Below are 13,908 nucleotides of genomic sequence, written 5' to 3' on the forward strand. Positions count from 1 at the left end.
CGGCGCGGTGTCGGCGGCGTGGTCCACAATCGTCGGCATGACCGAGACGAGCACGGACACCGGCACCACCGACCCCTACCTCTGGCTGGAGGAGGTCGAGGGCGAGCGCGCGCTCGCCTGGGTGCGGGAGCGGAACGCCGAGACGAAGGCCGAGCTCGCCGACGGCGACGGCTTCGGCGCGCTCGTCGCCGAGCTGCGCGAGGTGCTCGACGCGCCCGACCGGATCCCGTACACCCGGCGCCGCGGGCAGCACCTCTACAACTTCTGGCAGAGCGCCGAGCACGTCCGTGGCGTCTGGCGGCGCACCACCCTGGACGAGTACCGCACCGACGAGCCCGCCTGGGACGTGCTGCTCGACCTCGACGCGCTCGCCGCCGCCGAGGGCGAGGACTGGACCTGGGCCGGGGCGCAGGTGCTGCGGCCCGGCTTCCGGCGGGCCCTGGTGAGCCTGGCCCGGGGCGGCGGCGACGCCGTGGTGGTGCGGGAGTACGACCTGGCGGAGCGGGCGTTCGTCGAGGACGGCTTCCGGCTGCCCGAGGCCAAGACCGACATCGGCTGGATCGACGAGGAGCACGTCTTCGTCGGCACCGACCAGGGGCCCGGCTCCATGACCGCCTCCGGCTACCCCCGCACCGTACGCCGCTGGCGCCGGGGCACTCAGCTCGACGCCGCCGAACTCGTGTACGAGGGAGTCGAGTCGGACCTCGCCGTCTCCGCCTGGCACGATCCGACCGAGGGCTTCGAGCGCGACTTCGTCGTCCGCTACCGGGACTTCTGGCACCACGAGACCCACCTCCTCACCGAGGCCGGCGAGCTGCGCCGGATCGACGTCCCCGACGACGCGGACAGCTCCGTGCACCGCGAGTGGCTGCTCGTCACCCCGAAGGCGCCCTGGCTCGGGCAGCCCGCCGGAGCCCTGCTCGCCTTCCGCCTCGACGCCTTCCTCGCCGGCGACCGCGAGCCCGAGGTCCTCTTCGTCCCCGACGAGCGGACCGCCCTCGCCGGCCACGCCTGGACCCGCCACCACCTGGTCGTCGAGACCCTCCAGGACGTCGCCAGCCGTCTGCACGTCCTCACCCCCGGACCGGACGGCTGGCAGCGGCGTGAACTCGCCGACATCCCGCCGCTCGCCTCCGCCGGCCTCACCGACACCGACCCGGACACCGGCGACGAGTACTTCCTGACGATCACCGGGCACCTCACCCCGACCACCCTCACCCGCGGCGAGATCGGACAGCCGGGCGAGACCGTCAAGCAGGCCCCCGAGCGCTTCGACGCCACGGGCCTCGACGCCCGCCAGTACTTCGCGACCTCCGCCGACGGCACCCGCGTCCCGTACACCGTCGTCGGCGCCCGCGAGCACGTCCCGGGCCCCACCCTCCTCACCGGGTACGGCGGCTTCGAGGTCTCCCTGACGCCTTCCTACGACAGCGTGCGCGGCCGGGCCTGGCTCGCCCGGGGCGGCACCTACGTGGTGGCGGGCATCCGCGGCGGCGGGGAGTACGGGCCCCGCTGGCACCGCAGCGCCCTCAAGGCCGACCGGCACCGTGCCTACGAGGACTTCGAGGCCGTCGCCCGCGACCTCGTCGCCCGGGGCATCACCACTCCCGGACAGCTCGGCATCACCGGCGCCAGCAACGGCGGACTGCTCATGGGCGCCATGCTCGTCCGCAGCCCCGAGCTGTTCGGCGCGATCGTCGCCCACGTCCCGCTGCTCGACATGCTGCGCTTCCACACGCTGCTCGCCGGGGCCAGCTGGATCGCCGAGTACGGGGATCCGGACGACCCGGCCGACCGGCCGCACCTCGCCGCGCTCTCCCCGTACCACCGGCTCGCCGCCGACCGGCCCTACCCGCCCGTGCTGCTCACCACCTCGACCCGCGACGACCGGGTGCACCCCGGACACGCCCGCAAGGCCGCGGCCCGGCTGCGCGAGCTCGGCCACCGGGTGCTGCTCCACGAGACGCTCTCCGGCGGCCACGCCGGCGCGAGCGACCACGAACAGACCGCCTACAACAGCGCCCTGGAGCACACCTTCCTCTGGCGCACCCTGGGGGCCTGACCACGCGGCCGGGGGCATGTCCCCCGGCCGCCCGCAGGCCCGGTGCCGGCCCTGCCGCGCTCAGTCCTCCCGGCGGGCCAGCAGGCAGGAGCGCCGCGTCTCCGCCTCGTGCGGGTAGGGAGCGCGTTCCAGCTCGGCCTCGATCCGGAAGCCGGCCTCGCGCAGCGCGGCCGCGACGGCCGCGGGCTGCAGGAAGTGGAAGTCGACGTCCACGTCGTGGCCCCACCACTCGGTGAGGTTCCGCACCTCGGTGCCGATGTGGAAGGACACCAGCAGCAGGGCGCCGGGGCGCAGCACCCGGCGGATCTCGGCGAGGGCCGGGGCCAGCTCGGCCGGCGCCAGATGGATGAGCGAGTACAGCGCGACGGCCGCGTCGAACTCGCCGTCCCGCGCCGGCAGTCCCAGCAGGTCGCCCTCGCGGAACTCCACCCGCGGATACCGCTTGCGGCCGATCTCCACCATGGCGGGGGAGAGATCGACCCCGACCACGCCCGGCCCGCGCTCCGCGAGCCACCCGGCCACGTGCCCCGGCCCGCAGCCCAGGTCGGCGATCACCGCGCCGTCGCCCGCCTGCTCGGCCAGGGCGGCCAGCAGCGCCCGGTCCAGCGGCTTCCCGTCGAGCTCGCCGCCGATGCGGGCCACGTACTCCTCGGCCACGACGTCGTAGCTGCGCCGTACGCGCTCGTGCGCCCCGTCGCCGGTCCCGTTCCCGCGGTCCGTACCCGTCATGCTCCCGACCCCCTGTCCGCCGCCGTGGCGGCCTCGGTTTCACTGCATGGGACGCGTGTTCACTGCAGGGGATGCGTGGGCTGCATCGCCTGCATCGGCTGCATCTGCGCGCCCGTCGGGCCGAGCCCGGACGGCGGCATCTGGATCACACGGCTGAGGTCGCGCAGCACCTCCTCGGCGGTCCGGCGCACCTCGCCGGGAACGTCCCCCTGCTCGCGTATGAGCTCGGCGTAGATGGGGGCGGTGGTGTCCGCGTAGTTCATTGCGCTCGCTTCCTCGGCCTTCTGCGACGTACGTCCTCGGGCGGCGAGTCTACGGGGCCGGGCGCACCGGTACCGGCGCGGGCCCGGTGCTCCGGGCGCGCTCCCGGACGCCGGAGGCGGGGGGCGCCGCCCCCTCGCGGACGTGGCCGGCCCCCCCGCCGTCCGTCCCGAGCGGTCCGCCAATTCGCTGGTCAGGGACGCGGACACACAGAAGAATGAGCCTCCTTGAACAGGGGAGGGAACCGATGAGCCAGGCGTACCTGACTCTCGACGCGCTGCTGCCGCCGCACGAGCTGGCGGCCGCCGTCGAAGCCGGGCATGTGACCCGTAAGTCACACCCCGAGCTGCCGCTGTCGATCTACACGTACACGCGGGTCTGCCAGTACGAAGGCGTCTGGAACCAGGTCACCACCCGCTGCCGGGGTCTCGTCGCCGACGACCGCACCGGACGGATCGTCGCCCTGCCGCTGCCCAAGTTCTTCAACGTCTCCGAGCACGAGAGCGGCCGCCCCTACGCGCCCGCGCTGCCCGAGGAGCCGTTCGAGGTGTACGAGAAGGTGGACGGCAGCCTCGGCGTCGTCTTCCACTACGAGGGCCGGTGGCGGGTCGCCTCCAAGGGCTCCTTCGTGAGCACCCAGGCCGGCTGGGCTCAGCGCCGCCTCGACGCCGCCGACACCACGGCCCTCGTGCCCGGCGTGACGTATCTCATGGAGATCGTCTACCCGGAGAACCGGATCGTCGTCGACTACGGCGCCCGCCGGGACCTCGTGCTGCTCGCCGCCTACGGCCCCGACGGCACCGAGACCCCGCTCGCCGAGGCCGCGACGGCCTGGCGGGGCATCGGCTCGGTCGTCACCGTCCACCCGCCCATGCCGCTCGACGCGCTCCTGAAGCTGACCGAGACGAACACGCTGCCCGACGGCAGCCCCGCCACCGGCATGGACGCCGAGGGCTTCGTGCTGCGCTTCGCCTCCGGCGTCCGCGCCAAGGCCAAGATCGCCGAGTACGTACGCCTCCACAAGGTCCTGACCGGAGTGACGGAGCGCGACATCTGGCGCGGCCACGGCATCCAGCGCTTCGCCGGGACCGCCGCCAAGGTCCTGGCCCAGGGCCTCGGTCTGTCGATGGCCGAACTCGGCGGCATCCGCTCCACCGGCGGGCGTCCTCTCGACGCCCTCCTGGAGCAGGTGCCCGACGAGTTCGACGCCTGGGTGCGGTCCGTCATCGCCCGCCTGGAGGAGGAGTTCGCCGCGCGCGAGCGCGCCGTCGACGAGGCCTACAAGGCCGTCGCTCACCTCGCCGACGACCGGGGCGCCTTCGCGCGGGCCGCCAAGGCGCTGCCCGACCGGCAGCTGCGCTCCGCCCTCTTCCTGCGCCTCGACGGGCGCCGTACCGATCTGCTGACCTGGCGTGCCCTCCGTCCCGAGGCCGCCGACCCCTTCACCCACGACGAGGAGAACTGACCGTGCCCGTGGTCCACGTCATGACCGGACTGCCGGCCTCCGGCAAGACGACCGCCGCCCGCGCCCTGCAGGAGCGGTCCGAGGGCCGGATGCGCCGCGTCAACCTCGACGACCTGCGCCAGATGCTCGACCTGCCGAGCGGCGACCGCTCGCACGCCCACGAGCAGACCGTGCTCGGCATCCAGGACGCGGCGGTCCGCGCCGCCGTCGACGACGGCTTCGACGTCGTCGTCGACAACACCCACCTCACCCCGCACATCCCGAAGCGCCTCAAGGCCGCCGTCGCCGGCCGCGAGGCCACCTTCGTCGTGCACGACTTCACCCACGTCCCCGTCGACGAGTGCGTCCGCCGGGACGCCGCCCGCGAGCGGCCGGTCGGCGAGGAGATCATCCGCATCCTCGCCGACAAGCACGCCAAGGCCACCCGCGGCGGCTGGCGGCTCACCGACGACTGGCTCAACGACCGCCCCGCCGTCACTCCGTACGTCCCCGACGCCGCGCTGCCCTCCGCCGTCCTCTGCGACATCGACGGCACCCTCGCGCTGCGCGGCGACCGCGGACCGTACGACTTCACCCGGTGCGACCTCGACCTGCTCAACGTCCCCGTCCGCGAGGCGCTGCGCGCCTTCCGCGCCGCCCACGAGGACCGGATCGTCCTGCTCTCCGGCCGCAGCGAGGATCACCGGGAGCTCACCGAGGCATGGCTGAAGCGGTACGAGGTGCCGTACGACGAGCTGTGGATGCGCGCCTCCGACGACGGCCGCTCCGACGACCTGGTCAAGGCGGAGCTCTTCGACGCCCACGTGCGGCACCGCTACGCCGTCCGCGTCTCCCTGGACGACCGGGACCGGGTCGTCGCCGTCTGGCGCCGCATGGGCCTGCCCACGTGGCAGGTCAATTACGGCAACTTCTAGGATCGGACGTGCCGGTGCCCGCACGGGGCGGGCACGGCACGCACGGGGGGTACGGAATGAAGCGGCGCTGGGTCAAGGTGCTCGTGGTTCTGGTCGTCGTGGTCGCGGGGCTGTTCGTCGCGGCGGACCGGATCGCGGTGCACTACGCGGAGAAGGAGGCCGTCGCCCTCGCGGAGGAGAGGTACGGCTACGGAGCGGGATCGACCGACGGCTTCACCGAGGTCTCCATCCACGGCTTCCCCTTCCTCACCCAGGCCGCGGACCTCAGCCTCGACCACGTGACGCTGACCGCCGGGAACTTCTCCGTCAACACCACGGCCGGCGCCCAGGGCGACCACCTCACCGTGCGGAAGCTCGACCTCGACCTGCGGGACCTGACCGCGTCCTCGCTGTCCGCGCGCAGCGCCGGCGCCAACCTGGTCACCGGCCGCGTCACCATCGGCTACGAGGAGCTGTCCGGGGTCGTCTCCCGACTGCTCGGCAAGGGCGGCGCGCTCACCGTCGCCCCGGCCGCCGGCGGGTCCTCGGGCCAGGAGGCGGCGCTGCGCGTGACCGGGACCTGGGACGGCAGGCCGCTGGACACGGCGGCGAGCGTGGCCGTGGCGGCCGACGAGTTCCAGCTGCGCGTCCCGGAGCTCGGCGGCGCCACGTACACCTGGCGGGTGCCCCTGCCGCAGAACATCGACTTCACCGCCGCCCGCTCGAACCCGGACGGCCTGCAGCTGGAGCTCACCGGACACCAGGTCGTCCTGGGCCGCTGACCCGGCCCTCCGCCCCCGGACGGAGACCGACCGCGACCGGGGGCGGATGCCGAGCCCGCCGGCGCCGTCCTAGGGTGGACACCGGCCCACGACAGCCCGCGACCGCACGACCGAGGAGATGTCTTCGCGCATGATCCGCCGCACCGACGAGGTCGAAGACCTCATGCACCGCTTCCCGCACGTCCCCAAGGAGGCGGTGATCAAGGAAGACCTGCTGCGCGGCGGCATCGCGTTCGACGACTCGGCGCTCACCGACTCCGGCGACGAGGCCTCGGGCGAGGTCAAGCCCAAGTCGTACTTCATCTTCTCCTTCGACCACCGCACCCTGCCCGAGCTCGGCCAGGCCGCGCTGCGCCGGCCGCCGGAGGAGATCGTCCTCACCGGCGGCCCGTACGAGCTGCGCCGCACCGTCGTCTCCGTCCGCGTGAACCCCGCCTCGCCCTACCGGGTCGCCGCGGGCGAGGACGGGATGCTCGGGCTCTACCTGGACGGGCGCCGCATCGCCGACGTCGGCCTCCCGCCGATGCCCGAGTACTACCGGCACACCCTCGCCAGCGGGAAGTCGGTGATGGAGGTCGCCCCCACCATCCAGTGGGGCTACCTCATCTACCTGACGGTCTTCCGCGTCTGCCAGTACTTCGGCGCCAAGGAGGAGTGCCAGTACTGCGACATCAACCACAACTGGCGCCAGCACAAGGCCGCCGGACGCCCCTACACCGGTGTGAAGGACGTCGAGGAGGTGCTGGAGGCGCTCGCGATCATCGACAAGTACGACACCGCCGGCGCCTCCACCGCGTACACCCTCACCGGCGGGGCCGTCACCTCCCAGGTCGGCGGCAAGGACGAGGCCGACTTCTACGGCCAGTACGCCCAGGCCATCGAGGAGCGCTTCCCCGGCCGCTGGATCGGCAAGGTCGTCGCCCAGGCGCTGCCCAAGGCCGACGTCCAGCGCTTCAAGGACTACGGGATCCAGATCTACCACCCCAACTACGAGGTGTGGGACAAGCGCCTGTTCGAGCTGTACTGCCCGGGCAAGGAGCGGTACGTCGGCCGCGACGAGTGGCACCGCCGGATCCTCGACTCCGCGGAGGTCTTCGGCCCGCGCAACGTCATCCCCAACTTCGTGGCGGGGGTGGAGATGGCCGAGCCCTTCGGCTTCACCACGGTCGACGAGGCCATCGCCTCCACCACGGAGGGCCTGGAGTACTTCATGTCCCGCGGCATCACGCCCCGGTTCACCACCTGGTGCCCCGAGCCCACCACCCCGCTCGGCAAGGCCAATCCCGCGGGCGCGCCGCTCGAGTACCACATCCGCCTCCTCGACGCCTACCGCGCGACGATGGAGTCCCACGGCCTCAGCTCGCCCCCCGGATACGGCCCGGCCGGCCCCGGCAACGCGGTGTTCTCGGTGAGCTCCTTCATGGACAGCCTCCCGGCCGCGGAGCCGGCCTCCGACTGACCTCCCCGCCCGCGCACACGACCGACGCTCCTCAGCCTTACCCGTAAGGCTGAGGAGCGTCGGTCGTCCGTCTGCGCGGTTGAGGAGCGTCGCCGCTCAAAGTGGCGGGGAGGGCGCCGGACGGCGCGCCGCCCCCGCCGGCCCGTCAGCGGGGGCCGTGGACCCCCTGGCCCGCCCGCGCGTCCAGCGCGAGGACGGAGGTGAGAGCGGCCCGCAGGGCCGACTCCGGGTCCTCCGACGAGCCTTCGGACCGCCAGGCGACGAATCCGTCCGGGCGGACCAGGACCGCGCCGCTCGCCGTGACGCCGTGCGCCTCGGCCCAGTCCCCGCCGGCCGGGGCGAGCTCCGCCTCGCCCCCCGTACCGATCCGGTACGAGTCGAGCGGCACGGCCAGACGTTCGGCGACCCGCGCGGCCGCGCCGTGCCATCCGCCGGGCGTGTCCGCGGAACTGAGCAGCACGAGGGACCGCTCGTACAGGTCCAGGGTGGAGATCCGGGTGCCCGCGCGCTCCAGCCACAGGTGGGGCGCACGGCTGCCCGGCTCGCCCGTCAGCCGCAGCCCGTCGGGCACGATCGGCACCGTGGGGTCCGCGCCCAGGACCGCCCCCTGCGGATAGCGGTAGCCCAGCGCCACGTTGAGGATCCCGCCCGTCCGCCCCCCGGGGCCGCCCGCTCCCGGACCGGGGGCGTATCCGGGATGGCTGTGCTCGACCGAACGCGACGAGGCGCGGGCGCTCGTCGCCTCCGCGACCGGCCGGCGCTCCGTGTCGTAGGACGTGAGCAGCCCCGGACCGGCCCACCCGCCCAGCACCGCGGCGAGCTTCCAGGCCAGGTTGTGCGCGTCCTGGATACCGGTGTTGGAGCCGAAGGCACCCGTGGGCGGCATCTCGTGGGCCGCGTCGCCGACGAGGAACACCCGCTCGTCCCCGTACCGTTCGGCGATCCGCTCGGCGGCGTGCCACGGAGCCCGGCCGGTGATCTCCACGTCGAGATCCGGCACACCCACGGCCCGCCGGATGTGCTCCCGGCACCGCTCGTCGGTGAACTCCTCGAGCGTCTCACCGCGTTCGGGATGCCACGGGGCGTGGAACACCCAGCGCTCGCCGTTGTCCACCGGGAGCAGCGCTCCGTCCGCCTCCGGGTTCGTCAGGTAGCAGATGATGAAGCGCCGGTCGCCGACGACCGCCGCGAGGTCGCGGGAGACGAAGGTGATGCTCACGTTGTGGAACAGGTCGCCCGGGCCGGTCTGACCGATGCCCAGACGCTCGCGCACCGGGCTGCGCGGCCCGTCGGCGGCGACCAGGAAATCCGCCCGGACGGTGGTGTGCTCACCCGTCTCGCGGCTCTTGAGATGCGCGGTCACGCCCTCGGGGTCCGGCTCGAACGACATCAGCTCGGTCGAGTAGCGCAGATCACCGCCCAGCTCCCGGGCGCTCGCCAGCAGCACCGGCTCCAGGTCGTTCTGGCTGCACAGGCACCATTCGGCAGGGCTGAAGCGGGCCACGCTGCCGTCGGAGTCGATCTTCCGGAACAGCCACTCGCCGGCCTCGCCCACCAGGCTCGGCGTCTGCAGGATGCCGTTGTTGGCGGCCAGGACGGACGCCGCCGCCTTGATGCGCTGCTGGACCCCGGCCACGCGGAACAGCTCCATCGTGCGCAGGTTGTTCCCCCGCCCACGGGGGTGGATCGACGTGCCCGAGTGGCGCTCGACCAGCGTGTGCGGCACGCCGAGACGCCCCAGGAAGAGCGAGGTGGACAGACCCACGAGGGAGCCGCCGACGATGAGGACGGGCGTACGGTGCCCGGTCTCGCCGACCGGTGCGCTTCGGTTCATTGGTCCTCCCGCGTCACCTGCGACGCGCTTCGGGGATGGGAAGCAGATTCATGCCCTCCCTGGGCCGCCGCGTGTGCGCGGGGCACCCGAATGACCCACGGTTCACTCATCCGCACCGTGGGGGTCGCCGGGATCGCCGGACCGGGTCAGCCTTCGGTACATGACGACGACCCCGGCCCCCAGAGCCAGGCCGTCCCTCCCCGCTCTCGAAGAAGAGAAGAGGTGCGTCGCATGACCACCACCGCCCCCGCACGCACGTCGCAATCGGCGTTCGACGGCTCCCGACTGCGCGTGATCCTGCTGCTGGACCTGTACGAAGGCGCCCAGCAGCAGTTCCTCGAGGCGTACGAGGTGATGCGCAAGCAGGTCGCAGGAGTCCCCGGGCACATCAGCGACCAGCTGTGCCAGTCCATCGAGAACCCCTCGCAGTGGCTCATCACCAGCGAGTGGGAGAGCGCCCCGCCCTTCCTGGCCTGGGTCAGCAGCGAGGAGCACGTCGAGACCGTCAAGCCGATGCACAGCTGCGTCCGGGACACCCGGTCCATGCGCTACAGCATCCTCCGCGAGACCGGGGCCCAGCGGCCGGCCACCCCCGAGGCCGGCACCGCGGCCCGGACGACGGCCCGCGTGGGCGACGGAGTGACCCGCCACGCGCTCACCTTCACCGTCAAGCCGGGCTCCGAGTCGAAGGTCGCGGAACTCCTCGCCGGCTACCAGTCGCCCAAGGCCCAGGTCGACGAGAACACCCGGCTGCGCCGCACCTCGCTGTTCATGCACGGCAACCGGGTCGTCCGGGCCGTGGAGGTGGAGGGCGACCTGCTCGTCGCGCTGCGCCACGTCGCCCGGCAGCCCGAGGTCCGGGCCGTCGAGGAGGCCATCAACCCCTATCTGGAGCAGGACCGGGACCTCACCGACCCCGAGTCGGCCCGCGTCTTCTTCACCCGCGCGGCGCTCCCGGCCGTGCACCACGTGGTCTCCGGCCGCCCGAAGCCCGCCGGCCTGCGCCGCCACGCCCTGTACTACCCGGCCAAGCAGGGCCGCGGCATGGAGCTGGCGCGGCTGCTCGCCGAACAGGACGAGGCGGCCGCGAACGACCCGGACAGCCCCGTGTACGGCAGCACCCTCTTCTCGCGCGACGACATCGTGGTGCGGCTGATCGACATCACCGCCGACCTCGACGCGGACCCCGTCGCCTCCCTCGGCGTCAAGGGCCCCGGGAAGGCCGCGGAGCTGGAGCGTCTGCTCGACGGCGCCGCCATCGGCGTCGAGGGCGCCCTGGACACCGAGCGCAACGTCAACCGGCTGCTGTCGCACGCCGACATGCTCCCCGTCACCGACCGCACCTCGGGTGACTCCTGAGGGGTCACCGCGGCCCTCGACCCCGGCCGTCCCCACCCGTCACCGCACACTCGGAGGTATCAACCATGCTCAAGCAGCGCCCGCACATCGTGAACCTCAGCGACACGGAGCCGAACCGCAGACGCGGAGGTGACATCCGGGCCATGCTCACGCCGGCGACGGTGGGTTCCACCAGCGGCTTCATGGGCCTGGCCATCGTCATGCCGGGTGAGCGCATCGGCGAGCACTACCACCCCTACTCCGAGGAGTTCGTCTACGTCGTGCAGGGCCACTTCGAGGTGGACCTGGACGGCGAGACGCACACCCTGCTGCCCGACCAGGGGCTGCTGATCCCGATCGGTGTGCGGCACCGGTTCCGCAACATCGGTGAGGTGGAGGCCCGGATGGTCTTCCACCTCGGGCCCCTCGCGCCGCACCCCAGCATGGGCCACGTCGACACCGAGGCCACCGACGAGGCGGCCCCGGCGCCCGAGCTCGCCGTGACCGCCCCGCACCTGTGCGAGGGGGACCACGGACAGGCGGCCGAGCGGACGGGGGCGCTCGAGTGACCCGGCGCGTGGCGGTCACCGGCATCGGTGTGATCGCCCCGGGCGGCGACGGCACGGCGGCCTTCTGGGACCTGCTCGCCGAGGGCCGCACCGCGACCCGTGGCATCACCCTGTTCGATCCGGCCGGCCTGCGCTCCCGCATAGCCGCCGAGTGCGACTTCGACCCGCTCGCGCACGGCCTGGACCAGGAGCTGGTCCAGCACGCCGACCGGTACGTCCAGTTCGCCGTGGCCGCCGCGGGAGAAGCCGTACGCGACTCCGGACTCGACACCGACGCCGAGGACCCCTGGCGCGTCGCCGTCTCCCTGGGCAGCGCCGTCGGCGGCACCACCCGACTGGAGCACGACTACGTCCTGGTCAGCGAGCGCGGCCGACGGTGGGACGTGGACCACCGGGCGGCCGAGCCGAAGCTGCACCTGGCGTTCTCGCCGAGCACCCTCGCCTCCGTCGTGGCCGAACGGTTCGGCGCCCGGGGCCCGGTGCAGACCGTCTCCACCGGCTGCACCTCCGGCCTCGACGCCGTCGGCTACGCCTTCCACACCATCGAGGAGGGCCGGGCGGACGTCTGCATCGCGGGGGCGTCGGACTCGCCGATATCCCCGATCACGATGGCCTGCTTCGACGCCATCAAGGCGACCTCCCCCGACAACGACGACCCCGAGCACGCCTCCAAGCCCTTCGACAACCGCCGCAACGGCTTCGTCATGGGCGAAGGCGCCGCGGTCCTCGTCCTGGAGGAGTACGAGCACGCCCGGGCCCGCGACGCGCACATCTACTGCGAGATCAGCGGCTACGCCACCTACGGGAACGCGTACCACATGACCGGTCTGACCAGCGAGGGGCTGGAGATGTCCCGGGCGATCGACACCGCCCTGACCCAGGCCGGCCTCGACCCCACGGCGATCGACTACGTCAACGCGCACGGCTCGGGCACCCGGCAGAACGACCGGCACGAGACGGCCGCCGTGAAGCTGTCCCTGGGCTCCCACGCGTACGACACGCCCATGAGCTCCATCAAGTCCATGGTGGGGCACTCGCTCGGCGCGATCGGCGCGATAGAGGTCGCCGCCTGTGTGCTCGCCCTGAAGCACCAGGTGGTGCCGCCCACGGCCAACTACGAGATCCCCGACCCCGAGTGCGACCTGGACTACGTGCCGCGCACCGCCCGCCCCCGGAAGCTGAGGAACGTGCTCTCCGTCGGCAGCGGCTTCGGCGGCTTCCAGTCCGCCGTGCTCCTGGCAGGGCCGGGCGGGAGGACACGATGAGAGGTCAACGTCCACCACGCGCGGCCGTCACCGGAATCGGTGTCATCGCGCCCAACGGACTGCGCGCCGACGCGTACTGGAAGTCCGTCCGGGAGGGCCTCGGCGTCCTGGACCGGATCACCCGGGAGGGATGCGAGGACCTGCCCCTGAAGGTCGCGGGACAGGTCGAGGGCTTCGACGCCTGCGCCCTCATCGAGGAACGCTTCCTCGTGCAGACCGACCGCTTCACCCACTACGCGATGGCCGCCGCGGCACTCGCCCTGGACGACGCCGGCCTCGGCGGCGAGCACTCCGCGGAGGAGCCCTACGACATCGGCGTGGTCACCGCCGCGGGATCGGGCGGCGGCGAATTCGGCCAGCGCGAGCTGCAGAAGCTGTGGGGACAGGGATCCAAGTTCGTCGGTCCCTACCAGTCCATCGCCTGGTTCTACGCGGCGAGCACCGGACAGATCTCCATCCGGCACGGCTTCAAGGGGCCGTGCGGCGTGGTCGCCAGCGACGAGGCCGGCGGCCTGGACTCCCTCGCCCACGCGGCGCGCGCCGTCCGGCGGGGCACCGGCGCCGTGGTCGTCGGAGCCGCGGAGGCGCCGCTGGCCCCGTACTCGATGGCGTGCCAGCTCGGCTACCCCGAGCTCAGCACCGTCGAGGACCCGGCCCGCGCCTACCGCCCCTTCACGGCGAGCGCCTGCGGCTTCGTCCCCGCCGAGGGCGGCGCGATGCTCGTCGTCGAGGACGAACGCCGTGCCCTCGACCGGGGAGCGGCCGTCCGCGGCTACGTGGCCGGCCACGGCGCCACCTTCACCGGCGCCTCGCGCTGGGCGGAGTCCCGCGAAGGACTCGCCCGGGCGATCCGGGTCGCCCTCGCCGAGGCCGACTGCGCCCCGGAAGAGGTCGACGTCGTGTTCGCCGACGCCCTGGGCGTGCCCGAGGCCGACCGCGCCGAGGCCCTGGCCATCGCCGACGCCCTGGGCGCGCACGCCGGCCGGGTCCCCGTCACCGCACCCAAGACCGGCATCGGACGCGCCTACTGCGGGGCGTCCGTGCTGGACACGGCGGCGGCCGTGCTCGCGATGGAGCACGGCCTGGTGCCCCCCACCCCCAACGTGCTCGACATCTGCCATGACCTTGACCTGGTGATGTCCCGCGCTCGTCCCGCCGAGCTGCGCACGGCCCTCGTGCTCAGCCGGGGACTCATGGGATCCAACGCGGCGCTGGTCGTGCGCCGCGGCGAGGTCGCCCGGTAGGACCGGG

At 73.1% G+C, this 13,908-nt stretch carries 12 protein-coding genes; 9 read left to right on the forward strand and 3 right to left on the reverse strand.

Going from position 1 to position 13,908, the window contains the following annotated elements; all coding sequences use genetic code 11:
- The first annotated feature begins 37 nt into the window (after positions 1-37).
- Complete coding sequence (locus ACIGXE_RS07595) at positions 38-2,062, forward strand: prolyl oligopeptidase family protein (RefSeq protein ID WP_399744515.1); 2,025 nt, start codon at positions 38-40, stop codon at positions 2,060-2,062.
- 60 nt (positions 2,063-2,122) lie between these two features.
- Here the strand turns inward: ACIGXE_RS07595 and ACIGXE_RS07600 are convergent, their stop codons facing one another.
- On the reverse strand, positions 2,123-2,791 hold the full coding sequence (locus ACIGXE_RS07600; RefSeq protein WP_399744517.1) for a class I SAM-dependent methyltransferase: 669 nt from the start codon (positions 2,789-2,791) through the stop codon (positions 2,123-2,125).
- Between the two features lie 59 nt (positions 2,792-2,850).
- A complete protein-coding gene (locus ACIGXE_RS07605) occupies positions 2,851-3,054 on the reverse strand; it encodes a hypothetical protein (protein ID WP_399744518.1) in 204 nt (67 codons plus the stop codon).
- A gap of 245 nt (positions 3,055-3,299) precedes the next feature.
- Here ACIGXE_RS07605 and ACIGXE_RS07610 point away from each other — a divergent pair, with 245 nt between their 5' ends.
- The 4 genes from ACIGXE_RS07610 (at position 3,300) to ACIGXE_RS07625 (ending at position 7,651) form a co-directional block, all read left to right on the forward strand.
- Complete coding sequence (locus ACIGXE_RS07610) at positions 3,300-4,517, forward strand: RNA ligase (protein WP_399744520.1); 1,218 nt, start codon at positions 3,300-3,302, stop codon at positions 4,515-4,517.
- 2 nt (positions 4,518-4,519) lie between these two features.
- Positions 4,520-5,431 carry an AAA family ATPase gene (locus ACIGXE_RS07615; RefSeq protein ID WP_399744521.1) on the forward strand — a complete coding sequence of 304 codons (912 nt, stop codon included), beginning with the start codon at positions 4,520-4,522 and terminating at the stop codon, positions 5,429-5,431.
- Between the two features lie 56 nt (positions 5,432-5,487).
- Positions 5,488-6,192: a DUF2993 domain-containing protein gene (locus ACIGXE_RS07620; RefSeq protein WP_399744523.1), complete on the forward strand. Its 705-nt coding sequence runs from the start codon at positions 5,488-5,490 to the stop codon at positions 6,190-6,192.
- A gap of 130 nt (positions 6,193-6,322) precedes the next feature.
- Positions 6,323-7,651, forward strand: a complete 1,329-nt coding sequence (locus ACIGXE_RS07625; RefSeq protein WP_399744525.1) for a radical SAM protein — start codon at positions 6,323-6,325, stop codon at positions 7,649-7,651.
- Between the two features lie 145 nt (positions 7,652-7,796).
- On the opposite strand, the gene ACIGXE_RS07630 is transcribed toward ACIGXE_RS07625, so the two are convergent.
- Positions 7,797-9,485 (reverse strand): FAD-dependent oxidoreductase, encoded by a 1,689-nt coding sequence (locus tag ACIGXE_RS07630; RefSeq protein ID WP_399744527.1) that lies wholly within the window; start codon positions 9,483-9,485, stop codon positions 7,797-7,799.
- Positions 9,486-9,716: 231 nt separating this feature from the next.
- Between ACIGXE_RS07630 and ACIGXE_RS07635 the strand changes: the two genes are divergently transcribed.
- The 4 genes from ACIGXE_RS07635 to ACIGXE_RS07650 all read left to right on the forward strand — a co-directional run bounded on the left by ACIGXE_RS07635 (position 9,717) and on the right by ACIGXE_RS07650 (position 13,901).
- Positions 9,717-10,844 carry a SchA/CurD-like domain-containing protein gene (locus ACIGXE_RS07635; RefSeq protein ID WP_399744529.1) on the forward strand — a complete coding sequence of 376 codons (1,128 nt, stop codon included), beginning with the start codon at positions 9,717-9,719 and terminating at the stop codon, positions 10,842-10,844.
- Between the two features lie 65 nt (positions 10,845-10,909).
- The gene (locus tag ACIGXE_RS07640; RefSeq protein WP_399744530.1) at positions 10,910-11,392 is read left to right on the forward strand and encodes a cupin domain-containing protein; all 483 of its coding nucleotides are present in this window, start codon (positions 10,910-10,912) and stop codon (positions 11,390-11,392) included.
- A complete protein-coding gene (locus tag ACIGXE_RS07645) occupies positions 11,389-12,657 on the forward strand; it encodes a beta-ketoacyl-[acyl-carrier-protein] synthase family protein (RefSeq protein WP_399744532.1) in 1,269 nt (422 codons plus the stop codon). The genes ACIGXE_RS07640 and ACIGXE_RS07645 overlap by 4 nt, the downstream gene beginning before the upstream one ends.
- The gene (locus tag ACIGXE_RS07650; protein WP_399744534.1) at positions 12,654-13,901 is read left to right on the forward strand and encodes a ketosynthase chain-length factor; all 1,248 of its coding nucleotides are present in this window, start codon (positions 12,654-12,656) and stop codon (positions 13,899-13,901) included. The genes ACIGXE_RS07645 and ACIGXE_RS07650 overlap by 4 nt, the downstream gene beginning before the upstream one ends.
- Positions 13,902-13,908: the final 7 nt, after the last annotated feature.

It is taken from the genome of Streptomyces sp. NPDC053431 (assembly GCF_044544925.1).
Classification (GTDB): Bacteria; Actinomycetota; Actinomycetes; order Streptomycetales; family Streptomycetaceae; genus Streptomyces.